General features: G+C 34.2%; 28 protein-coding genes, 1 riboswitch and 1 other annotated feature. Of the genes, 12 read left to right on the top strand and 16 right to left on the bottom strand.

Annotated elements, in window-relative coordinates; genetic code table 11:
* Positions 1 to 76: 76 nt before the first annotated feature.
* Both AAG068_RS16505 and AAG068_RS16510 read left to right on the top strand, forming a co-directional pair.
* Positions 77 to 757: an NAD(P)H-dependent oxidoreductase gene (locus AAG068_RS16505; RefSeq protein ID WP_342715028.1), complete on the top strand. Its 681-nt coding sequence runs from the start codon at positions 77 to 79 to the stop codon at positions 755 to 757.
* A gap of 150 nt (positions 758 to 907) precedes the next feature.
* Entirely contained in the window at positions 908 to 1,186 is a 279-nt protein-coding gene (locus AAG068_RS16510; RefSeq protein WP_342715029.1) for a DUF1292 domain-containing protein, read from the top strand.
* A 43-nt stretch (positions 1,187 to 1,229) separates the two neighbouring features.
* Here AAG068_RS16510 and AAG068_RS16515 read toward each other — a convergent pair whose 3' ends face one another.
* Positions 1,230 to 2,303, bottom strand: coding sequence for a pyruvate kinase (locus AAG068_RS16515; protein ID WP_342715030.1), 1,074 nt, complete (start codon positions 2,301 to 2,303; stop codon positions 1,230 to 1,232).
* Between the two features lie 265 nt (positions 2,304 to 2,568).
* Here AAG068_RS16515 and AAG068_RS16520 point away from each other — a divergent pair, with 265 nt between their 5' ends.
* Positions 2,569 to 3,045 (top strand): XoxI protein, encoded by a 477-nt coding sequence (locus AAG068_RS16520; RefSeq protein ID WP_342715031.1) that lies wholly within the window; start codon positions 2,569 to 2,571, stop codon positions 3,043 to 3,045.
* Between the two features lie 70 nt (positions 3,046 to 3,115).
* Entirely contained in the window at positions 3,116 to 4,048 is a 933-nt protein-coding gene (locus tag AAG068_RS16525) for a hypothetical protein (protein ID WP_342715032.1), read from the top strand.
* A gap of 50 nt (positions 4,049 to 4,098) precedes the next feature.
* Here AAG068_RS16525 and AAG068_RS16530 read toward each other — a convergent pair whose 3' ends face one another.
* The 5 genes from AAG068_RS16530 to AAG068_RS16550 all read right to left on the bottom strand — a co-directional run bounded on the left by AAG068_RS16530 (position 4,099) and on the right by AAG068_RS16550 (position 8,622).
* Positions 4,099 to 4,809, bottom strand: a complete 711-nt coding sequence (locus AAG068_RS16530) for a hypothetical protein (RefSeq protein ID WP_342715033.1) — start codon at positions 4,807 to 4,809, stop codon at positions 4,099 to 4,101.
* Positions 4,810 to 5,146: 337 nt separating this feature from the next.
* A complete protein-coding gene (locus AAG068_RS16535) occupies positions 5,147 to 5,905 on the bottom strand; it encodes an SDR family oxidoreductase (protein WP_342715034.1) in 759 nt (252 codons plus the stop codon).
* 58 nt (positions 5,906 to 5,963) lie between these two features.
* Complete coding sequence (locus tag AAG068_RS16540) at positions 5,964 to 7,622, bottom strand: putative ABC transporter permease subunit (RefSeq protein WP_342715035.1); 1,659 nt, start codon at positions 7,620 to 7,622, stop codon at positions 5,964 to 5,966.
* The gene (locus AAG068_RS16545; RefSeq protein ID WP_342715036.1) at positions 7,615 to 8,340 is read right to left on the bottom strand and encodes an ABC transporter ATP-binding protein; all 726 of its coding nucleotides are present in this window, start codon (positions 8,338 to 8,340) and stop codon (positions 7,615 to 7,617) included. Before AAG068_RS16545 ends, AAG068_RS16540 begins: the two co-directional genes overlap by 8 nt.
* An 87-nt stretch (positions 8,341 to 8,427) precedes the next feature.
* Positions 8,428 to 8,622 carry a hypothetical protein gene (locus tag AAG068_RS16550; protein ID WP_000958869.1) on the bottom strand — a complete coding sequence of 65 codons (195 nt, stop codon included), beginning with the start codon at positions 8,620 to 8,622 and terminating at the stop codon, positions 8,428 to 8,430.
* Between the two features lie 179 nt (positions 8,623 to 8,801).
* Between AAG068_RS16550 and AAG068_RS16555 the strand changes: the two genes are divergently transcribed.
* Both AAG068_RS16555 and AAG068_RS16560 read left to right on the top strand, forming a co-directional pair.
* Positions 8,802 to 9,161: a DUF3796 domain-containing protein gene (locus AAG068_RS16555; RefSeq protein WP_342715037.1), complete on the top strand. Its 360-nt coding sequence runs from the start codon at positions 8,802 to 8,804 to the stop codon at positions 9,159 to 9,161.
* Positions 9,149 to 9,352, top strand: a complete 204-nt coding sequence (locus AAG068_RS16560) for a helix-turn-helix transcriptional regulator (RefSeq protein WP_342715038.1) — start codon at positions 9,149 to 9,151, stop codon at positions 9,350 to 9,352. The genes AAG068_RS16555 and AAG068_RS16560 overlap by 13 nt, the downstream gene beginning before the upstream one ends.
* A gap of 55 nt (positions 9,353 to 9,407) precedes the next feature.
* On the opposite strand, the gene AAG068_RS16565 is transcribed toward AAG068_RS16560, so the two are convergent.
* From AAG068_RS16565 to AAG068_RS16585, 5 genes are all read right to left on the bottom strand, one after another.
* Positions 9,408 to 10,370: a tubby C-terminal domain-like protein gene (locus AAG068_RS16565; RefSeq protein WP_342715039.1), complete on the bottom strand. Its 963-nt coding sequence runs from the start codon at positions 10,368 to 10,370 to the stop codon at positions 9,408 to 9,410.
* Positions 10,371 to 10,542: 172 nt separating this feature from the next.
* Entirely contained in the window at positions 10,543 to 11,253 is a 711-nt protein-coding gene (locus tag AAG068_RS16570) for a YjjG family noncanonical pyrimidine nucleotidase (RefSeq protein ID WP_342715040.1), read from the bottom strand.
* Positions 11,254 to 11,433: 180 nt separating this feature from the next.
* Positions 11,434 to 12,366 (bottom strand): phosphotransferase family protein, encoded by a 933-nt coding sequence (locus AAG068_RS16575; RefSeq protein ID WP_342715042.1) that lies wholly within the window; start codon positions 12,364 to 12,366, stop codon positions 11,434 to 11,436.
* A gap of 87 nt (positions 12,367 to 12,453) precedes the next feature.
* The gene (locus AAG068_RS16580; protein ID WP_342715043.1) at positions 12,454 to 13,476 is read right to left on the bottom strand and encodes a tyrosine-protein phosphatase; all 1,023 of its coding nucleotides are present in this window, start codon (positions 13,474 to 13,476) and stop codon (positions 12,454 to 12,456) included.
* A 175-nt stretch (positions 13,477 to 13,651) separates the two neighbouring features.
* Positions 13,652 to 14,374, bottom strand: coding sequence for a GNAT family N-acetyltransferase (locus tag AAG068_RS16585; RefSeq protein ID WP_342715044.1), 723 nt, complete (start codon positions 14,372 to 14,374; stop codon positions 13,652 to 13,654).
* 123 nt (positions 14,375 to 14,497) lie between these two features.
* On the opposite strand from AAG068_RS16585, the gene AAG068_RS16590 reads away from it, so the two are divergent.
* Both AAG068_RS16590 and AAG068_RS16595 read left to right on the top strand, forming a co-directional pair.
* Positions 14,498 to 15,337 (top strand): DUF2785 domain-containing protein, encoded by an 840-nt coding sequence (locus AAG068_RS16590; RefSeq protein ID WP_342715045.1) that lies wholly within the window; start codon positions 14,498 to 14,500, stop codon positions 15,335 to 15,337.
* 17 nt (positions 15,338 to 15,354) lie between these two features.
* Entirely contained in the window at positions 15,355 to 15,801 is a 447-nt protein-coding gene (locus tag AAG068_RS16595) for an NUDIX hydrolase (protein ID WP_342715046.1), read from the top strand.
* A gap of 8 nt (positions 15,802 to 15,809) precedes the next feature.
* Here the strand turns inward: AAG068_RS16595 and AAG068_RS16600 are convergent, their stop codons facing one another.
* From AAG068_RS16600 to AAG068_RS16610, 3 genes are all read right to left on the bottom strand, one after another.
* Positions 15,810 to 16,808: a tryptophan--tRNA ligase gene (locus AAG068_RS16600; RefSeq protein WP_342715047.1), complete on the bottom strand. Its 999-nt coding sequence runs from the start codon at positions 16,806 to 16,808 to the stop codon at positions 15,810 to 15,812.
* Between the two features lie 43 nt (positions 16,809 to 16,851).
* Positions 16,852 to 17,059: a binding site (T-box leader), on the bottom strand.
* A 158-nt stretch (positions 17,060 to 17,217) separates the two neighbouring features.
* Positions 17,218 to 18,339 (bottom strand): AI-2E family transporter, encoded by a 1,122-nt coding sequence (locus AAG068_RS16605; RefSeq protein ID WP_142337473.1) that lies wholly within the window; start codon positions 18,337 to 18,339, stop codon positions 17,218 to 17,220.
* Positions 18,340 to 18,402: 63 nt separating this feature from the next.
* Complete coding sequence (locus AAG068_RS16610) at positions 18,403 to 18,651, bottom strand: GlsB/YeaQ/YmgE family stress response membrane protein (protein WP_000539720.1); 249 nt, start codon at positions 18,649 to 18,651, stop codon at positions 18,403 to 18,405.
* A gap of 127 nt (positions 18,652 to 18,778) precedes the next feature.
* Here AAG068_RS16610 and AAG068_RS16615 point away from each other — a divergent pair, with 127 nt between their 5' ends.
* Positions 18,779 to 19,246, top strand: coding sequence for a GNAT family N-acetyltransferase (locus AAG068_RS16615; RefSeq protein WP_342715050.1), 468 nt, complete (start codon positions 18,779 to 18,781; stop codon positions 19,244 to 19,246).
* 33 nt (positions 19,247 to 19,279) lie between these two features.
* Positions 19,280 to 19,422: riboswitch (cyclic di-AMP (ydaO/yuaA leader) on the top strand.
* 97 nt (positions 19,423 to 19,519) lie between these two features.
* Complete coding sequence (locus AAG068_RS16620) at positions 19,520 to 19,663, top strand: hypothetical protein (protein ID WP_000945246.1); 144 nt, start codon at positions 19,520 to 19,522, stop codon at positions 19,661 to 19,663.
* 55 nt (positions 19,664 to 19,718) lie between these two features.
* On the opposite strand, the gene AAG068_RS16625 is transcribed toward AAG068_RS16620, so the two are convergent.
* Entirely contained in the window at positions 19,719 to 20,474 is a 756-nt protein-coding gene (locus tag AAG068_RS16625; protein ID WP_342715056.1) for a class I SAM-dependent methyltransferase, read from the bottom strand.
* 41 nt (positions 20,475 to 20,515) lie between these two features.
* On the bottom strand, positions 20,516 to 21,058 hold the full coding sequence (locus tag AAG068_RS16630) for a CGNR zinc finger domain-containing protein (protein WP_342715057.1): 543 nt from the start codon (positions 21,056 to 21,058) through the stop codon (positions 20,516 to 20,518).
* Between the two features lie 112 nt (positions 21,059 to 21,170).
* Between AAG068_RS16630 and AAG068_RS16635 the strand changes: the two genes are divergently transcribed.
* Positions 21,171 to 22,370, top strand: coding sequence for an MDR family MFS transporter (locus AAG068_RS16635; protein ID WP_342715058.1), 1,200 nt, complete (start codon positions 21,171 to 21,173; stop codon positions 22,368 to 22,370).
* A gap of 151 nt (positions 22,371 to 22,521) precedes the next feature.
* Positions 22,522 to 22,902 (top strand): hypothetical protein, encoded by a 381-nt coding sequence (locus tag AAG068_RS16640; RefSeq protein ID WP_342715059.1) that lies wholly within the window; start codon positions 22,522 to 22,524, stop codon positions 22,900 to 22,902.
* The last annotated feature ends 20 nt before the right edge of the window (positions 22,903 to 22,922 follow it).

Consider the following 22,922-nt stretch of genomic DNA (forward strand, 5'->3'; position numbering starts at 1 on the left):
ATGTGCGTACTTGTATCTATGTTACTTTAAAAATATAATTTACTTACAAAATACATTAATGAAAAGAGGAACTTTTATGACAAATACAAAACAAATTACAAAAGAGAAAATTACGGAAGCCTTTCATTTCAGACATGCATGTAAAGAGTTCGATCCTATGCACAAAATTTCAGAAGAGGATTTTCATTTCATTTTAGAAACAGGAAGATTATCTCCTTCTTCTTTTGGATATGAACCTTGGAAATTTATTGTCGTACAAAATAAAGAATTAAGAGAAAAACTACAACCGCATTCATGGGGCGCTGGTGGGCAACTTGCAACAGCTAGTCACTTTGTCATTGTTCTTTCAAGAAATATTAAAGATATGCATTATGATGCAGAGTATATTAAACATATGATGAACGATATTATTGGATTACCTGAAGACACTCAACAAATTAGATATGAATTCTTCAAAAAGTTCCAGGAAACAGATTTTAACTTATTACAATCCGATCGTGCTGTATTTGATTGGGCATCTAAGCAAACTTATATTGCTTTAGGTAATATGATGACGAGCGCAGCTCAAATCGGTATTGATTCTTGTCCAATAGAAGGATTTGATAAAGAGAAAGTAGATTCTTTACTTCGTCAAGAAGGCATTATAAAAGACAATAATCTTGAAGTATCAGTTATGGTTGCCTTTGGTTACCGTAAAGAAGAGCCAAAGCGTGATAAAACAAGACAGACTATGGATACAATTGTTGAATGGATTTAGTAAGATAACACGCGCTCCTTATAGCTGTATACGCATACTAAAGAAGTAGAATTTGATTTTTCTTATGTATGAAATTGATTTTTCATGGAAAGATATATTAGTATGTATGCAGTTTAAACGCTCTATTTATTAGAGCTGGACAGGAGGAGAATGAATATGTCTGATATTGAAGTTGGCGAAGTGTTTACTCTTAGTGATGAGAATAACGAAGAGCAAGAAGTAGAAGTACTTGGAGCAATGGATGTCGAAGGCGCAGAATATATTGCCGTTGCCTTTGTGGAGGATATCCAAACCGAAACTGAGGAAGACATTGATATTTTCTTTTTAAAAGTAGAAGAAGATAGTGAATTCTCATACATTGAGAATGATGAAGAGTTCGAAAAAGTATCTGCTGCGTTTGAAAAGATTTTGGATGAGCAAGAAGAATAGAATGAAACACAAGAGGACGGATGCATATCCGCCCTCTTTTTATTTATCCCGCATCCAAAGACTTATGTAGCAATTCCAGTACATCTTTCATCACAAAAGGACCGTCTTTTTTCACATGTTCCGCAAATTCTGAAACGAGACGTAATGTTTTTACACTTTCAATCGGATGCTCGCCTGACGCACTTTCAGCAGAAAGCATAACAGCGTTCGTTCCGTCGAGTACAGCTTGGAACACATCAGTTACTTCAGCTCTTGTTGGAATAGAATGATCTACCATAGATTGAAGCATTTGTGTCGCTGTAATAACATATGTATCCGTTCGATTACATTCCTGAATCATCATTTTCTGCAAGAGCGGAATAAATTGATACGGCAACTCTACTCCTAAATCCCCCCTTGCAATCATAATTCCATCTACTTCTTTACATATATCTTGAAAATTCTCGATTGCTTCCATCGTTTCTATTTTAGCAATTAAATTAGGAGCAGTTTCTTTATGCCCTTTTATAAAATCCCTTATTTCTTTTATATGGCTAGGTTTTCTCACAAAAGAACACGCAATAAAATCGACTTCCTCTTCTAAAAGAAACTGAATATCTTTTTTATCTTTCTCTGTAATAGCCGGTAAACTAACGCTTGCCCCTGGTAAGTTCACCCCTTTATGTGAGGAGATATTACCACCTGTTTTCACCTTTGTTTCTATTTTTTCCGTACTTACCTTCTCAACGATTAACTCAACTTCACCATCATTAATTAAAATTCTACTTCCAACTTTCACATCATTCGCAATTCCTTCATAATCAACACTTGCTTCTTCATTGCTCCCTGTAACTGGTTGCGTATGTAAAAGAAAAGAATCTCCCGCCTGAAGTGTAATTTGTTCTCCTTTTACTTCACCTAATCTTATTTTAGGGCCTTGTACATCACCTAAAATTTTAATAGAATCATCTAACGATTTGACTAAACGAATGATATCTTTATGACTTTCATGCGTGCCATGTGATAAATTCAACCTTACTATTTTCATGCCATTGTTTATTAACTGCGCTAACGTTTCTTTATTATTACTTGCTGGCCCAATTGTACAAATCCGATCAATTGTCATTTTTGTCACCATCCTTATTCTTTAGGATTGCCACATAAGCTTAAAATAACAGAGAAAATAAATAATAGATTTAAATTTACACGAATTTTATAAAGTTAAACCTTTTTCCTTTGCTGTATAAGCAATTAAAGATATATTCGCTTTATTGAAAATGAAGAAATGTTGAATCAAAAGTAAAAGAAAAGTTAAGTATGGGACAAGTTATTGAGAGTTTCAAAATTTTCATATATTGTATGAATTGAGTTCGAACTCAAAATTAAAAAAGGTGGGAAAATTAGTGAATATGAAAAAATCTTTATCGGTGACAACTTTAGGGTTAGCGGTTTTAAGTTTTGGTTTTACTAATAACGCAAGTGCTTCAGAGGTGGGCACTGCAGACAAACAGCCCGTTTTGGTTAACTATGATACTGTTCAATCAGCAAAAACATCTAATGTTCCTAGTTGGACTGTTGCAGCTGCACCTAAGAATGACTCTAACATTGGCGTGTATACTCCCTTTTTTGGTAACCCATATTCAGTTGCTAAATCGAAATCAACTACGATCGAAGACTATATTTATGCAAAAGCAAGAACTTTCAATGGCGATGGCTCGTTAGTAAATACAAAAAGTAATAGTGCAAAAAAATCATCTTTTGTAAGTGCTACAGCAACCAATACAAGCGTTTATTATGGAGATGATTACGCTATTGGTAATCATACCTATAAATTGAGTGGTTATAATGATGTGAACCACGAAACAAAAGCTTCCTGGTAAGAAAGAGAAAAAGATATGCAACTTGCATATCTTTTTTCTCTTATATTTTAAATAGATAGAGGTGCTATTTATGAAACGCATGTATATTATTATCAGTGTTGTACTTATTTCATTAATTATAATTTATGTTTTGTCCCATACTTCAACCATACAACCGCATACATCTCCTAAAGAAAATAAGCGAGAGCAACAAGCCAATACTATTTCTTATGGATTGAAAAATACTAAAGGTCAACATATTAACAATGGTAGTGAAATCACTATTGAAAATAATAAAATAAATGTATCATTATCATTCATACATAATGTTGATGAAGACCGAAAATACGGATTAATTGTCCTAGAAGATTACGAACAAAAACCTTTTAAGATAGAAGAAGTTGCTAATGAAGTATTACACTATTCTTTTAATATGAAACCGAATAGTTCAATTACTACGAAAATCTCTTTACACCCTTCTCCTAATGCAAGTGAATTAACCTTTTTAATCATTAAAAAACCTGAATATAAATTAAAAAACAATGACTTAAATAAGGCGGTTATATTAGAAGAGATCCTAAGTATGCGATACTCAATAAATCCTACTCAGGAGGGAAGCGAAAATACAAAGCTCACCTTTATAGATCCAAATGCTATTTTAAAAGATGATCTGTATGAACCATTATTTGTTACGAACAATGAAGAGAACTTACAAACTGTCTTCTCTGAAAAAGAAGGCGAACAATTAACCTTATCAAACGGTAATGAAACAAAAGATGAAATGACCTACGCAATCGTGGCATTTAAAGATTGGGAACAAGTAAAAATATTTAACAATAAAAAAGTCGTTTATACTGCGGTTGCACCTGAAACGAGACAAATTTTCAATTTCACATTACCTTCAGTGGGTCAAGAAAGTAATTTTCAGTTCGTCGCTTTTCCATTTCCTTATAAAACTAGCGAAGAAGATTATGTCAGTCAACAAGCATTCGGTTCATTTCGTATCGTAATTGAAAATAAATAGACTTTTACAGAAAACATAAAAAAGCCTACTTACACAGTAGGCTTTTAAAACTACGAAAGTTTCGTTAATAACTGAGTTAAATCTTTTTTCGTTTTCGTCGTTAATGACTTCATTTTATTAATATCTATCTTTTCTTTCTCCGCTCCTACAATTAACGGGTACATACTTTGTCCAATTGTTTCATATTCAGCTGGGTGTGATGCTTCTAGCTCTTTCTCAATCACATCCCACTTTTCATTTATTTGTTTTCCAAGTTTATTTACTGTTTCTAATTTCGGATTGGCAGCTAATTGCTTGTCTAAGCTATCAACTAGTGCAGCAACTTCTTTTACATTTGTTTTCACAGCTACGCTTTTCTTCGGATCTTTCGTTGTTTTTCCGTTTGCGTTTGTACTTGTACTTTGATCTGTTGTTTTTCCGCTTGTCGTTTGATCTTTCGTTTTTCCTGTCGTTTCTTTTTCTTTTGTTTTCACATTCTCATTTTGAGTTGACGTTTTACCGTTACTTTCTGTTCCTGATGATTCTTTCGTATTTTTTGCATCTTTATCTGTTTTTTCATTTGAAGAAGTATTTGTTTCTTTTTCAGTATCTTTTGTTGTTTTTGACGCTTCATCTGCACTTGTCGTTTTTGCTTCTCCTTCATTTTGCGCTGTTACTTGCTCTTTCTTTTCTGTCTCTTTATCTGCTGATGGACTACAAGCTGCCATAGTAAGCATTGTACCAATTGTTATCGATGCGATAGCGACCTTTTTCATTTTCATATAAATCCCCCTATGTTTACTTTATTTATCCTCCCCTTTACGATTCGATTTCCCCTTAAAAAATCCCTTTTCATACGAATCACCATCTTTCCGACAGTAATCTTCATAATAATACGTACAAAAACTGATAAATCAATTCGAATATTCGAGTTTCTTCTACTTCATTTTCCTTCTCTCTAACAAAAGAAAAAGAGTATATTGTCACATGAAGAATTACTATCTTCATATGACGATATACTCTCCTATCAATTTTTTATCTTTCTTGACATTTTATTTAAACAAAAAAATATTATTTTCTTTCATTTTTTGTTTTTCAACATTTGTTAACATAATATATTTATGAGTAACCACCGTTCGAATGAATAACTTGCCCCGTAATCCATTTTGCTTCTTCACTTACTAAAAAAGATATTAAGCGTGCTGCATCCGCTGGTTCTCCTACTTTACCTTGCGGAAACTTCCATACTAAATGATGCTTCAGCTCCTCTGTAATCCATCCTGTATTCGTCGGTCCAGGATCAACAGCATTCACTGTAATCCCCTTCTCCATCGCAACAGGTGCTACTGATTTTGTAAATGCTTCAATTGCTCCTTTCGTTGCTACGTATGCTAGTTCATCAGGCATTGGCCCTAGCGACTGTCCTGAAGTAAGGTTAATAATACTTCCACTCGTTTTCAGTGCATAATGTTTTATAAATAAAGAACTTAATAACATAGTAGCGCGAACATTCACTGTATAATGTTTATCTAACTGTTCTATATTTAATTCCTCAATTCTCGTATGAGTAGAATACGCTGCATTATTAATTAAAATAGATGGATCACCTAAACGTTCTGAGACCATATAAAACAAACGATTTGGCGAATACGACTGTGATAGATTAATTTCTGCCATTTCACAACGAACACCGTAACTTTCAATCTCCTCTTTCAACAAAAAGGGCTCTTTGTCATGCATTCCCCACGGCATCGCTTTATCATACTGAGACCAGTACGTGAAAAAAATGTCTATCCCTTTTTGAGCAAGCACCTTGCATACAGCTGCACCAATTCCATTTAGACGAGTTGCCCCTGTTACAATTGCTATTTTCTTCACCTTTTCTCCTCCATCTATGGATAAATCCTCTGCACGCGAATACAGAGGATCTATCTATTTATTCAATATTTGACAATATACGTTCTGCACCTAATTTTAAAATTTTAATGAAGATATAATTTACAATCGTAAACATTACAAATAAAACAATAAACATTACCCACAGTCCTACTTGAAGGAAGAAGTATAATAAACCTACTCCCGCAACAATAACTAAAGCTATAAAAATATTAGCTAAAAAATTCCACAAAGTTGTATATCGGCTCTTAAATAATTTCTGTTCTGTATCCCAATGAATATCTGCAGTTTGTGCATCCCAGCGTGTACCGATTAAATTAATTAACAGTAACCCGTTCGCACTTAGTAAAAACCACAGTAACATGAATACAGGAGAAATCCCCGCCACAACTGCCATCGTAATACCGAATACTGCTAAAATAATTACATTAATTAACCAAGCAGTAATCGCTTTTGCAAAAAAGATATCCGAAGCTTTTACAGGTAAATAACGATTCACAAACCATGAACTTCCATCACGTGAAAATGATGTTGTTGCGATGACGTTACTTCCCATTAAAAATAACGATGCACAAAGGCCAACACCAATTGCAAGACCTGCTGACTTTGGGTTATCAATATAACCTGTAATCCACTCTAAATTTCCATCTTGCACGAATAAAACAAAAAATAACATAATCGGCATAACGAAAGTTTGTACAATGCAATTTAAGAAAAATTGTGGTGTACGGAATAACGTTTTAAATTCTTTTTTCACATACGCTTTTAAATGTGAACTTTGTACCGTTGATTTCTGTAAGCCTTCTGCTGAAATAACCTCTTTTTTTGCTGTACTCGTTGAAAGTCCAATAACCCCTTTTAAATATGTACGCTCTGCAATGTAATAAAACAACACAAAAAATACAAATGAAATAAGTGCAAAGATTAATACGTATAAAGGTCCCTTCCAATTTGCATTTTCTACTAATGCCACTGCTCCAAAATATGTAGTTGGAAAATAGTTTGTCATTTGTACTAAAAGAGAAGATTGGTTGTTCGCTAGGTAATCCGCAATTGCATCTTCAGAAAACGAACTTTTATTTTTCCACTGTAAAAACACATTAATTCCTACAATAAATAGTATACTTACGATTCCAATAAATATATTGCCTCGATCTTTGTTTTTCGCTATATTTGTATACCTCATAATAACTGTCATCAGTAATGAAGCTAATACTAACGGCACAATCGGGAAGAGTAAGTAAATAAAAATCATGTATATGTAATATGTAATAAATGCACTACTTTTTAACCCGTACGTAATAAAGATTGGTAATAAAATGAATGAACTCATTACGTATTGTGTAATTAATACTGTTAAAAATTTTGCCGAAATAATCTGGGCTGGTTTCAATGGTAACGGCAATAACATTTCAATGTCATTACTATAGTAAAATACAGTTAAAATGTTCGTTATACTCATTAAAAATACCCATATACTCGCAATCGCAAGTCCCATTGCGATAATCATTCCTGGATCTTGCCCTAAATGTATCATTCCCTCATACATTGCGTGCGTGATAGAACCAAATAGTAAAAAGCCGACAAATAAAATGGCTACAAATGAAAATACATACGCCCATCGCTTCTTCTTATCTGTAATAAAATCTGCATAATTTAATTTCAATAATACTTTCGTTAACGTCAAAATTTTACTCATTGCCCGTCATCTCCAAGAACATTTTTTCAAGTGATTCATTGGATTTAAAATGATCTCTCATTTCATCTAAATCCCCTTTAAACTGAAGATTTCCCTTATTAATAATCGCAACGCGGTCACATAATTTTTCTGCCACTTCTAATACGTGTGTAGAGAAAAATACAATCTTTCCTTTATCCGCATGTTCTCTCATCATTTCTTTTAAAATATATGCAGATTTCGGATCAAGCCCTGTTAACGGTTCGTCTAAAACCCATACATCTGGCTCATGCACGAGCACACCAATAATAACGATTTTTTGTCTCATACCGTGCGAGTAACTTTGAATTTGATCCGATAACGCATTGTAAAGATCAAATTTCTTCGCTAAAGACTCAATTCGTTCTTGTCGTACTTCTTTCGGCACTTCATACATATCTGCCATAAAGTTTAAATATTCAATTCCCTTTAATCGTAAAAACATATCTGGGCTATCTGGGACATAACCAAACGTCTTTTTCGCTTCCATCGGATTTTTCATAATATCTATACCGTTAATCGTAATCGTCCCTTTGTCTACCCCATGAATACCAGTAATCATCTTAATTGTCGTTGATTTACCCGCACCATTCGGCCCTAAAAATCCAAAGATTTCTCCGCTAGGCACAGATAAACTTAAATCTTTTACTGCATAGGTAGACCCATTATAACTTTTTGACACATTCGTAATTTCAATCATTACATCCAACCCTTTCCTTAATTACCAAATAACTATATTAACATTATAGCATACTTCTATTTTTAGATTTTTGTATTTTTTCAGTTTTTAACCTTTAAAATAAATATACAAACCTAATCCAACGATTAAAACGACAGCTAGTATAATATAAATCATCGTAAGCCTTCTAATATTCCCCTTTGTCGCTTTACTATAATTTGCATCACCATTTCGCCCAATTAACACCGTCGCCACTACAGTAATGACTACAAGTAATACAACGATCATGATCCAAGTTAACATGCCTTCCTCCCCCTCCTTACAACCATTTTACAATATTATCCTCTTTATTTCGCAGTATATTTCCTCTTTTTACTATTATTATGAAAAGAATTGGAAAACTATTATTACTATACATTTTCACATGTGATATATTTATAACATAAAGAGAATTATTTCTAACATTGAAAGGAGAATCTATCGTGAAAACAACTTGGATAAAATATTTAGGATTTCTCGGTTTCTTCGGTTTCCTCGGCTTTTTTTATGAAAAAGGATTGTTTACTATGTTCTGTTTCTTCTCCTTTTTCACAACATATAGAACGGTTCAACACGATGAACTATTTGAACAAATCGTGAATAAATCGTGCCGCAATGCCTTTATCGTTACATTACTAACTACCGCTATCATTCTGTTTATTGAAATGTTATTTCCAAACCCGGCGCTACAAGAGATTGATATCGCTCTTATTTTCAGTACACTCATTCTTACTTTCGGCTTCTCTATGTTCTTTTACGATAAACCTGTTGATGAAACGGAAGATGCGCCATGGCGTTCGTAACGAAAATAAAAGAATACCGCGCCAAATTAAACATGACACAAGAAGATTTAGCGAACGCTGTTGGCGTACGCCGTGAAACGATTAGCCACCTCGAAAAAGGAAAATATAACCCTTCCTTACAACTCGCTCACGATATAGCGAAGGCACTTTATAGTACGATTGATGAGATTTTTATTTTTGAGGATAAATAAAAAATACCAGCATTCTTTTCACAAAGAATGCCGGTATTTTTCGTGTATACAATGATTACCCATACAAAATCGCATGAAATACGCCTAACAATAAATATTGATCCTCTATATAATTCTCATCATATACATTCATCTCAATATCATACATATCTTCCTCAAGACGAATATTCCATTCTGCGATTACATAGCCGTTTCGTAATAACTTTCCAAGTCCAATTGGAGTTTTGTGAACAACATATTCTTCCCTCTTATATGTAAAGGTAAATAAGAAATTTGCATCTAATAACTTTCCGTCACATATAAGTATTTCATGTTCTGCATCATGATGATCGATGTACGTTACTAAAATCCTTCTTTGACGCTGCCTACTTACATCCTTTGCAATGACGCGAATATTGTCCTTACTATCCTTTATTTCATAAATAATATTACTACCGACTTTCGGAATGAAATCTAGTACTTTCATCAACGTATTTTTATAATAGCCCCGTACTGCGCCTACTTTTTCGCTTTCATTATAAACCTCTATTGACATCGTATCCGCCTTACTATCACACGGTCGTTTATAAGAAAGCTGCATCATTCGCTCTCCTCTTAAGTACTGATCAAACGTCACAGGATATTCTATCGCGCGCAGTTCCTTATTTAGCTCATTCAAATAACGCCCAACGCTTTCTACTAACGCTGTAGTGGATATACGCTCTTGCAGTTCAAATTGCTGCCAACTGGAAGCAACTCTCCACTGATCTTCCTCTTCGTATAAGAATCCAAGAATTACTTCCTCACGATCACTCGTTTCATAATTCAACTGTTCGTTCTGCCCATGTTGCACTTGTTCCATCCACTGTCCTAAATAAATACCAAGCTCTGCAACCTTCATACATGACTTCTGAAAAAGTACGCTGTCACCGACAAGAATCGTTAAATCCCCTTCAATAAAGCCATTTGCATAAGCGGCATACCGTGGCTCATCCTTCTGCGGAATACTTTTGTCTAACTCAAATAAAAACGTTAACATTCTTTACTCACCTCTAGTTGTTACACCGATTATCGATATAAATTGAATGCAACTCAAATTATATCGACGATTTTTCCAATATATCTACCGTAACTCAAAATATATCAACGATTTTTTCGATATATCGACGATTCGACAAAGAATATCGACTTATCGACAAATATCAACACAATTAAAATGAAGCTACCTTTTCTTCAACCACTTCCACAACTTCTAAAATTTGTAGCAGACTCTCCACTTCATAAGTCGGCTTAACATCTGTCCTATTTTCTTTCAAACTCGGATTATACCAACACGTATCAATGCCGTAATCTTTTCCGCCTCTCATATCAGAAGTTAGTGAATCTCCGACCATTAGTACACTTGACCTATCAGTAATTCCAAACTTCTCAAATGCATAATCAAAAATCTCACGTGCTGGTTTTTGATGAGCAACCTCTTCTGAAATAATAATATGATCAAAGAAATTACATAAAGGCGAATTTCCAATTCTCGATTGTTGCACCTTCGTATATCCATTCGTAATAATACCTAACTTGCAATCTTGTAGATTCTCACATAATTGCACTGCACCTTCTATAAGGTGTACTTCTTTCCCTAAGTTTTCAAGGTATACATCGCTAAATTGCTGTGCATCTACTTTTATATTATGAAGGGCAAATAATTGTCTAAATCGATCTACCGCTAATTCACTTAGCGTAATCATTCTATTTTCTAAATCTCTCCATAATCCATTACTAATCTCTTTATAACTTGCAAGATAATCATTATACCCTGTAGGCATCCCGAACTGTACAAACGCATTATGTAATGCGTGTCTTTCCGTTTCAGGGAAATCTAATAATGTATCGTCTACGTCGAATAATATAACTTTGTATTTCATGATGTTCTTTCTCCTCAATTCTATTTCAAAAATTTATTCTCATAGCTTATAAAGTGAAACTTTAATCAGTGGGGGTTTTCTTCATCCCCCACTGATTATTAGTTGAACCAATCGGACTTTTATGGGCAGTTGATCACCCACCTAAATTCTTTGCTCTCGCTGAATTTTGAGGTGGGGGTCTTACTGCCCATTAAAACGGGATAAACTTTTATATATTTCGTGATGGATTGCTTTAACCCGCTCTTTATAGAATACACCTTTATCTTCTATTTTCAAATGTGCTATAAATAAGTTTGCAAGCATGACCGCTGTATCTAATCTATAAAATAAACTAACAATATGAGGAGTAGCGTTAAAGATACTATCATTCTTATATCCATCTTTAAATTCATCCCAACTAACCTCATTTGTTTCAGCTATTCTCATAAGCTCCAGTAATGGGTGACCAATTAGAGCGTTATCCCAATCAACTATCGCTTTAACCTCTCCATTATATCCAATTAAATTGGCCGGTCGAATATCCATATGTAGTAAGCACTTTTCATAATCTGCTGTACTAAGAATATGTTCAATTGTTTTCGTATCTGGAAGTTTCATTCCACAGTTCGTGATTGTATTAAACCCTTCTACCCGTTTCACAATTCGTTCTGCTATATACTTACTAATGAGCTCTCTAATGTTTTGTTCGTAATGTAAATCTTCATTTGGCATACTATGAAGCTTACTAACTAATTCGCCTATTTTGTACGCAGAAATTGGCATATGATCTGTACACACACAATCCAAAATTAAAAAATCAAGTTCGGTAGAAAGATGCAATCCGTGTATCTTTGGCACTGGAATACCTTTTGAATGACAAAACTCAGAGAGCTCTGCTTCCTTTTCTAATGAAATCCGACTATTAAATAAATCTTCATTTATATTTTCTACTTCTCTCTCCCACGGCACTCGAAAAGCTAAAGCTCCCTTTTCTGAATCTCCCCGAAAAACAATATTTTGCACTCCCGTTCCAATCACCTTTAAATTCTGAACAGCCAGTTCCTTATAATCTTGACTTAGTATTGTTGCTAGCTTCTCTTTTAACCCCTCTGCTTTTACACGTGTATGAATCATTTTATCCCCCGGTGCACAACAATCCTCCTAAACAAAATTATAACAACAATAAGAAAAGGAGGCTAATCCAATCAGCCTCCCTCATCATTATTTATCCTCTAACAATAACTCTTTCATTTCCTCTAACGACTCTTTCGTAAAGCCAATTGCTTTTTCAGCATACGCTTCAACTGAACCGTATTGCTTTTTCACTTCATCAATCGCAGCTTGTAAATATTCAGCACGTGCTTCAAACATTGCACCTAATATTACTCTACTTTCATCGTTTTGTAATTTTGCACCTAAAAAGGCCATCATTTTTTCATTTAACTTTTCACGGAAACCGTTACTTAGTAAGTAATCTTCCATTACTGTTTTTTCCGGTACACCTAGTAAAAGTAATAATAGTGCTGAGCCAAATCCAGTACGGTCTTTTCCAGCTGTACAATGGTTTACTAACGGTAAGTTTTCTGGGTTTTGCGCTAAGTTTAAGAAGCTCACGAATGCTTCATTACCACTTACGAAATCTTGATTCATTTTCACAAGATACTCGCCTGGTTTCCCTAACTTAGAAAGGTCACCAACTTGGAAAAATTCATTTATATTTAAATCTTTCGCTAAGTCTTGCATAACTGGTAAGCACACTTGACGAGCACCTGTAATCTCTGGATTCGGCTTATGCTTCACTTCAAAGTCTGTACGATAGTCACAAATTAACTTTAAGCCAGACTTTTGTAAATAGTCGATATCCCACTCTGTTAGTCCTGCTAATTCTTCAGAACGGTACAGTTTGCCCCATTTTACTTTACGGCCATCTGTCGTTTCATATCCTCCCATATCACGGAAGTTAAACGCGCCTTGTAATGGCAATCTACGCTCAGCTACTGTCACTGCTTGTCCATTACTACCTACTAGTCTAAAATATGGACGCTCATTTTCACTTGGGTTTACAAGTGTACATGATGATTCTCCATTTACCGTTGCAAGTAATTCTCCATTTTCTTCAATATGATCTGGCAAAGTACTCCAGTAAATGCGAACTTCCTCTATATTATTTTCCCACTTTATTTGTAACGTATTATCTTCATTTCTTTGTACAGTTGCTTGTAACCCATTTCTTTGCTGCTCCATTCTTTCACCAACGCTTTCTCATATAATCGAATCTTTCTTTATTGTATTATAGGAATATCTATTTTGTCGTTCTCATTTTTCTTTTTATCTTACAAAGAGGCAAAAAGTTCTTTTATTTGTTCATAAGTTGTACACGGATTCCCGTTAAACAAGTTCAAGAACCTTTTTCATCCTCCTAAAACACCCTCACATATCGCTCAGTACAACTTAGCAGCTGACATCCGTCCTTTTCAAAAACATCCTTCATCCACTCATTTTGTACATTTGTCTCGCCAATATAATAAGATGCACCTATTTCTTTTAAGACAAACATTGCTCCTGTAAAGAATGCTGCTTCGTATCCTTTATTTCGCATATTTGGAGCGACTGCGAAATACATGAGTTTTCCTTCTTCTAACGTTCCTCTTTCAATATGCGGAATTACAATTCCTATCGGCCCTTCATTGATACTCGCGGTTAAACAATGTTCTTTCCACTGCTCACCAATTTCTTGTAGCATCATATTTACAAATTGATCATAAGTGACTTGCTCTTCCGTCATTTCGTTCCAAAGAGAATAAAATGTATCTTCTCCTACTTCTTCAATCAGCTTAAAATCAATTTCACTTTCTACATCTTCTACTTCATATATATCCTTAAACACAATCATGTTTTCGGTAACATATTCAAATGAATACGTTTCGAAACATTTTTTATACACATCGTAATTGGGACTTTTTGACGAAATCTCAAAATGTAAGTTTTCTATTCCCTCTTTTTCAGCCTCAGCAACGCAATATTGCATGATTTCCTTTAATTGCGCTTCTGTAAAAGGCTCTGCATTATTTTCTTTTATCATGATAGAAGAAGCATTTCTTCTTATTTTAAAATGTTTTTCTAACTGTTCTATAGTCATCATATACTTCCCTCATCTATGTCATACTCGAATTTCTATTTGTTCTCCTTGCATGAGCAGGATTGTCCTTGAATATATAGAATACTAGAAAACATCGCATCTTTAAAGTGCGGAGGAGGTTCTCCATTGGATATTACAACGTTACAACAACAGTTAGAGCTTATACAACAAAATGACTATACGCAACTGCAACATATAGATATAAATGAGTTAACACTCAACATGCTTCAGTATATCGGAACGACTGATAGTTACGTTCGTTACCAACTTATATATAAATGTTTTGCGCATTTCATTCATCATGAATTCCTTATGGATGATCAGCTAAAATTACTGTTGCAAACTTGTTTAAGTGATGAGTATTTATATTGTGACATTTACTCCCCACATACAGATGGGGTTTTCACACGTTCTTACACTGTTTCGTTAATTGCGTTAATACTCCAATTCGCTAACTCGCACTATTTTTTTACAGAGGAGGATATCGAAGAAATAAAAAACAAACTCATTACATACACAAACTTAGAAACGGATTTTCGAGGCTATATTGAAAATAAAGGATGGGCTCATTGTCTTGCACACGTATCTGATGCCTTTACTGAAATTGTTCACAATTCCTATACGACTTTTGAGTGGTACGAAGAATTAATTCATTGTTTATTAAATAAAATCTTCATTCCATCTGACCTTTTTCATAACAATGAAGATGAACGAATTGTTACGCCGTTACTATCGATGCTATATCATGATTTCCGGCAAGATGAGTTAATTTCAATTATTCATAAAAAAATAAAAAGGCTTCCTCAAATTAGAAAACGCCTTTCGCTAAATGAATATTGTATTTTATGTGCCAACATTAAAACCTTTTTACGCACATTATTTTTCAGAACGAAAGATGACCATAACTTAGCCTTTACTGCACGTAAAACAGAAAGAATGTTAAAAGAACTTCCTAACTATTATTAAATACAAGGAGCAATGACATGGGTTATATTGAAGATATGAGAAATCTAGTAGGCAATCAACCACTTATTTTAATTGGCTCACACGCTATTATATTAAATGAGAAAAATGAAATATTACTGCAGCTCCGTACGGATTTTAACAGCTGGAGTATTATTGGCGGCGCCCTAGAATATAACGAAACGTTAGAAGATGCTTTAAAACGAGAAGTGTTTGAAGAAACTGGACTTATTATTAAAAATCCAGAACTATTCCGTACATACTCAGGGCCAGATTTCTTTCAAATCTATCCAAACGGCGATCAAGTACATGGTGTATTCGTTGTTTATATTTGCCGAGAATTTCATGGTGAACTTGTATGCGATCAAAGTGAATCAAAAGAACTACGCTTCTTTTCACTTGATGAATTACCTAATAATCTTCCTCCTGTTATTGAAAGGATTATTACAGATTATCTAAAAAAATAAGGGAACGCTTAACGTTCCCTCTCAAATCCAATCCGTTTCTTTATTTTTGCTAAATTTACCTTCGCGATTTCTCTTGCCCGCTCAGCACCTTTTTCTAATGCTTCGTATAATAAATTTGGCTCATTCATATACATAGCGTATTTCTCACGAGGTCCGGCTAATTCGCGGTCTACAACGTGAAACAACTCTTTTTTCACATCGCCCCATCCAATGCCAGTTTCATACTTTTCACGCATCAACAGTATTTCATCTTCCGTCGCAAATTCTTTATATATCGTAAATAACGTTTCTAATTCTTTCTGTTCATTCGGAAGTGAGGAGTCTGTTTTAATTTTAAAGATTAACTTTCGTAGTTTTTCTTGTTCTGCAAATAACGGGATCACATTTCCGTAACTTTTACTCATCTTCCTTCCATCAAGACCAGGTAAAATGGCACCTTCTTCTTGTATGACATACTGCGGAAGTGTAAATGTCGTGCCGAATGTATGATTAAAATACGTCGCAATATCACGCGCGATTTCAATATGCTGAATTTGATCTTTCCCGACTGGTACATGAGTTGCTTGAAATAGTAATATGTCAGCAGCCATTAAAATCGGGTACGTATATAATCCCATATTCACTCCTGCATCTAACTCTAAACCTGCTTCTTTATTTTGCTCCACCTTCGCTTTATACGCATGGGCACGGTTCATAAGCCCTTTCGGAGTTAGGCAAGCTAATATCCAAGCTAATTCTAGAATCTCCGGCACTTCTGTTTGCCTGTAAAAAATAACATCTTCACCAAGTCCGAGTGATAACCAAGTAGCTGCTACCTCTTTCGTATAATTACTGAACTTCTCTGGATCATGTACAGCATTTAACGCATGATAATCCGCTATAAAGTACAATGCTTTTCCTTCATTCTTTTTCGACATTTGCAGTGCAGGTTTAATTGCCCCAATATAATTCCCTAAATGCGGGTAACCTGTCGGCTTAATTCCTGTTAACATTATTTTTTCGCTCATCCTAACTCCTCCTTTCCAAAAATAAAAAGAGCCTCTCATCCTTAAAAAGGACGAGAGACTCCCGCGGTACCACCTTCATTAGCTATCATCATAGCTCACTTCAACTTCTTAACGTGAAGTAACCGTCTTTGCCTACTCATTTCAGCTAGAAGCTCTAGAGCCCATTCCATATTCATCCCTTACCGATTTCCACCACACATCAGCTCTCTGAAAAGTTTCGAATATGTACTCTTCTCTTTCATCGCTTTTCGTTATTTTTTACAGTTTATCACATTTCTCTTTTATCTAAAACTGAATTTTCTGTTTAACGAAAACAGAATTGATTTACAATTTAAAAACACAGCGAAATTGCAAATCAATTGTTACTAAAAAAGAGCTAAAACAGAACATTCTGTTTTAGCTCTTTTTCCTACGTATTCAACTTAACAAATCTATACCCGTGTGTCACTAACACTTTTAATATCGCATACCCTGGAATCGCTAAAATAATCCCCATAATACCAAATAAGTTTCCAGCAGTTAAAATGATAAATATGATTGTAATTGGATGAATATCTAACTTTTTCCCCATAACTTGCGGAGAAATAAATTTACCTTCTGCTAATTGTACAACCATCATAACGATAATTACTTTTAACACCATTGCTGGTGAGTCAATAAACGCAATAATTAAAGCTGGTGTAATTGCGATGATTGGCCCTACGTACGGAACGATATTTACAATCATCGCTAAAATTGCAAGCAGTACCGCATATTTAATACCAATAATAAGGTAACCAATTAATAGCATAATTCCGATAAACAAGCTAACAATAATTTGCCCTCTAATATACGAGCTAATCGCATAATGCATATCATCTAGTATTCTCATCGCTGCTGGCTGTCTTTGTTCTGAAATAAACTTTAAAAAGTGATTCGGTAATTGCTCACCATCTTTTAAAAGGTAGAACAATATAAATGGAACCATTACAAATGTTAAAACGACCTCTGTAATAGTACTTAAAAATCCAGTTACATTTCCAGTTACTGATGATAACGACTTCGTAAAATCAACTGTGTAGTCTTTTACCATACTCGCTACATCGATATTTAAATTCTCCTGAATTTTTCCTAATAAATTACTTTCTCCAAATCTACGTGCTGCTCTCTCAATTTCATGACCGAAATACGGTAAGTTATCTATTAATGCATCAATTTGATCTTTAATAATAGGAATAACCGTCAAGACTAAAAATACAAATAATCCTATTACTATTAAATATATAGAAGCTATCGATACAATTCTTGATACACCTTTCTTTTCGAGAAGCGAAACGAATGGATGCAAAATATAAAATAGTACACCCGCTAATAATACCGGGAAGAAAATTGTCTTTAAAAAGACGATAAACGGTGTAAAAACAAATGATATTTTTGTTAGTAATAAAATATTAATGAACAATAGTGCAAACCCAAGTAGCACTGCTAAATAATTGTGTTCTCTAAAAAACTTTTTCAACTTATCTCTTTTTCTTATATTTAATTTCTCCAACGAAACCACCTCTTCGAAAGATGAAAAGCCCTTATTCAGGGCTTTTCGTCATAATCTATATCTCTATTTCTTTGCAGCTTTCACTACAAATGATACAATAAGAATTAATACAATTGCACCTAATAATGCTGGCACAACATGAATCCCACCAAATGATGGCCCAAAAGATCCAAATAATCTACCACCTAACGAAGCACCTAATAAACCTGCGATAATATTTCCAAACATACCACCCGGAAAATTTTTACCCGTTATAGAACCTGCAATTGCACCTATAATAGCACCAACTATTAATGTGATAATCCATCCCATTTTTAGTCCTCCATTTCTATTATGGTGTATTTCTTTTTCATACTAAATTATTATGTAATTATTATATCCAAAAAAGAAAAATCTTGTCAAATCTATGAAAATAAAGTCTACAAGGAGGTTTTACCCTATGATTCAAAAATTAATAACAACTTCCCGCAACACCGCTACTTCTATTTTAAACATTCAAATACCCGCTTATGAAATCGAGGCAAAATATATAAATAGTACGGTTATCCCTCGCCTTTATGATACTGTAGCCGATATTCAATCCTGTGATGAAATGTTTTACGGCTATTTTTATGAAGATACACTTGCTGGGTTTATTTCTTTTAAAGTAGATGAAGAGGAAGTTGATATTCATCGTTTAGTAGTATCCCCTGATCATTTTCATAAAGGGATTGCAACAAAATTACTACTATATGTATTTGACATGTTCTCCCCTTCCCAAACATATATTGTACAAACAGGAAAAGAAAATACCCCCGCTCTGTCTTTATATAAAAAACATGGATTTATTGAAGTAAAGGATATCATATTACCCGATGGTGTAGTTTTAACCTCCCTCAAAAAAATCAGAAAACAACAAATAGTTTGACTTATCGATTGACTTATGTTATCTTTTACTTTATAAAACCTTTTGCTGAGTCCAAATTTTGGAGCGGGGGAACCATTTTTGTAGCTATGCTACTTGGGGCGAATCTTATTTAAGTAGGGAAACTCTCACTTCCCGAGTCCGACAGCTAACCTCGTAAGCGTAATGGGAGAGGAAGGTGCTTTTTGCCTATGTTACACATTTTGCCTCCTTAATTATAAATATGGGATCGATATCAAATAGTCACCTATATTTATAGAAAAGGAGAAATGTAAAATGTTACGTTTATCTGATCACGCAATAAAAATGATGGAGCAAAGACTTCGACTCGAACAACACCGCACATATCAAGCAAATAAAGTTGTAGATAATTTGCATCACAAATACTTCTTTCAGCATATTTTTCAACCGAAAAGATAAGTACTAACCTTTAATAAAATACAGCGTACGCTGAAAAAAGCGTACGCTGTATTTTTCATTTCCTCGCCTTAATAATAAAGGTAGTTGGCACCATTCTAGCTTTATATAAAGAATAATATTTCGTAGACGGCTCAGCTCGTTCTCCATCAAACGAGCTCGATGGTTCAGGCTCTTCTATTCTCTCAATTATAAATCCTGCTCGGTTTAACTCATTTATGTATGTACTTATTTTTCTCTTATATAATGTCGCTTGTACATTTTCACCTTTAAATGTTTCAAATGTAATAGGCGTTTCCTCATGGTAAGAAGACTTGAAAGCAATTTCTTCTGTACCATACTGTAAATTTGAATATACTGGGTGCTCCCAGCTAAAAATAAAACTTCCTCCTGGCTTTACATATGAATAAATCAGTTCTAACGTTTTCCCTAAATCCGAAGTCCAACCTAATGCATAAATCGAGTACACAATATCAAAATACCCTTTCGGAATATCCGATTCCTCTTCCATTGCTCCGCATATTAACTTTGGATTCCAACTCTTTAACGTTTCATTCGCTGTTTTAATTTGTTCACTGGAAAGATCAAGACCCCATAACTCTTCCGCCCCATGCTCTGCCATATATTGCAGCGAATGCCCACTTCCACATCCAATATCAAGAACCTTTTTCTTTCTAATTGAATCGAACAAATGAATCTCGTCTTCAGACGCTGTATACGGACCATATTTCGGCAAACAATCTACTTGAAAGAAATATGGCGCAACTGTATCCCAACACTTTTTATTTAAAGCTAACATTTGTGTACCCTTCATATTCTACATTCCCCCATTCCATTTTCTTCCCCTAATTTAAATTACACATTATAACCTGATCTTCCTTTTCTCTTCGCCCGGTAATTTTTCACTTTCGCAATCGTACCGCACGCTCTTCCTCCTTCTTCTCCAGCGTACATACCGCACCATTTTTTACTTCCATTTCGTGAATTGTCATAAAATACCCAGCGGCAATCTGGACATGCTTTTAACCTCCCCCACAAATTTTCTTGAACTGCCATTAAAACTATGCTTAATACTTTTGTATATATATTCTCTTCGTGCACAGGCTCATATGTAATACCTTTCATATCTTCCATTACATGTACATGAAATGGATATTTCTCTAACCACTTTTGCAATGATCCTCCGCCTTCAATCGTCATCCGAATGTCTTCTCGAAAACTTTTTAATTCCTCTATCCTATAAAACGGAAACTCTTCATGAAAATGTTTGTTCATAAATTGCTTTATATCATCTTCGGTCTGCAACAAATCAATTGCTTCTCTCGTATCATTTGGTATTTTCCATGTATTTAAAAATTCCCGAATATATTCTAGTTCATTTGGTGCATTTTGATTCAATTCCATCCACCTTCTTCTTAAAATTTACTTTTTTCTGACTTTATGTATAATTATAATATAAAATAGTTAACCATCAAATCATTTTACTGGTTACAATATTAGGAGGAGTTCTATGAAAAGTTTCTCACTACCGATACGTTTCATGCTTATTTCTTCATTTTTTATGTCTTTTGGGTATTTTGCGGTATACGCATTTTTAGCTATTTATCTATTAACCTTTCTTCATTTTTCTGCTGTCCAAGTAGGAACAGTGTTGACGGTTATGACAATCACATCACGCGTTATCCCATTATTCTCAGGGTTAATTGCTGACAAAACAGGATATATCATTATGATGATAGCCGGATTATTTTTAAGAGGAATCGGCTTTATCGCTTTAGGAATATGCTCTGATTTCTATACCATTTCTATTTCTTCTGCACTTATCGGCTTCGGAACTGCATTTTATGAACCTGCTGCGCGCGCCATATTTGGCTCACAACCAGCTCATACAAGAAAAAATTTATTTACATATTTAAATCTTAGTTTTAATTGCGGTGCAATAATTGGACCAATTGCCGGAGGGTTCTTACTCTTACTCGATCCAATCTATGCTTTTTCTCTAACAGGATCTCTTATGCTGTTATTCGCTTTTATCTTTTACTTACTTAAAAATCACTTCCAAGTCACTACTGAAAATACGTCTATCACACTAGGAATACAGGCTATCTTACAAAACAAACCTTTTCTTCTGTTTTCATTTATCATGATTTTCTTCTATATTATGTTTACTCAGCTTACTGTCGCACTTCCACTTCATATGAAAAACATTAGTAATAGCAATCAGCTTGCTACACTCGTTATTACGATAAATGCAATAACAGGGGTCATATTTATGGTGTTATTTCGAAAACTATTTCACAAATACAACACGCTGTCGATTATTAAATACGGTATTTTATTAATGGGCATTTCCTTTTTACTCATCCCTTTATTCCAGCACCCATATTGGTTATTTATTTGTGTAATTTTATTTACAATTGGTGAAACACTCGTATTACCTAACGCTGATATCGCTATTGCAAATTACAGTAACGAAACCTATACAGCTACTTACTTCGGATTTTATCAACTATCACTCGCATTTGGTTTTATCATCGGTAATTATACCGGTACATCTTTTACAGCCAACTTAAGCGGAATGTATACACCATGGCTTATTTTTGGTGGAATAGGAATTATTGGTTTTATTTCACTACATATTTTAAATATGAAAAAGGATTTCCTAAAGAAGATATATACCTACTGTAAAAATACTAATTTACGGCAATAAGTAAAATTTCAATCTCCCTTAAATTGGATATGCAGTCTGTTCTATTTTACATATTATGGTATAATTAAAAGAATGCTAACTAAACATTTACATAAAACACTAGCACTCTAGCAATGCCAAAATCCAAAATCACTTGAAATTGGGGGATGTTATGAAAAAGAAATTAATGATTCTGCTATTCACTGCAATCATATTATCCGGATGTTCAACTATAGTAGAAAATTCTTTAGAAACCGGAAACGGCAGTATTGAATTATTAACACCGACGATTACAACAAAAGATAATGAATTAGAAATTAAGACTGAAGGTATTGATGAAAATAAAGTGACTTTTATTTATGTTGCCAACACAAAAGTATTCGAACAAAAAATAAAGAATGGTGAATCCTACAAACTTGATATTACAGGTATCAAGGATGCTCATAGGACAGACTATAAGCCACGAGTTCAACTTTTACAGAATGAGGATGATGATAAAGATGGAGAAATGGTAACGTTTAAACAAGTTAGATATACCGTTAAAAAAAATTAATTTAATAGGTATTTCCTTAT

The organism is Bacillus paramycoides, assembly GCF_038971285.1.
Lineage (GTDB): Bacteria > Bacillota > Bacilli > Bacillales > Bacillaceae_G > Bacillus_A.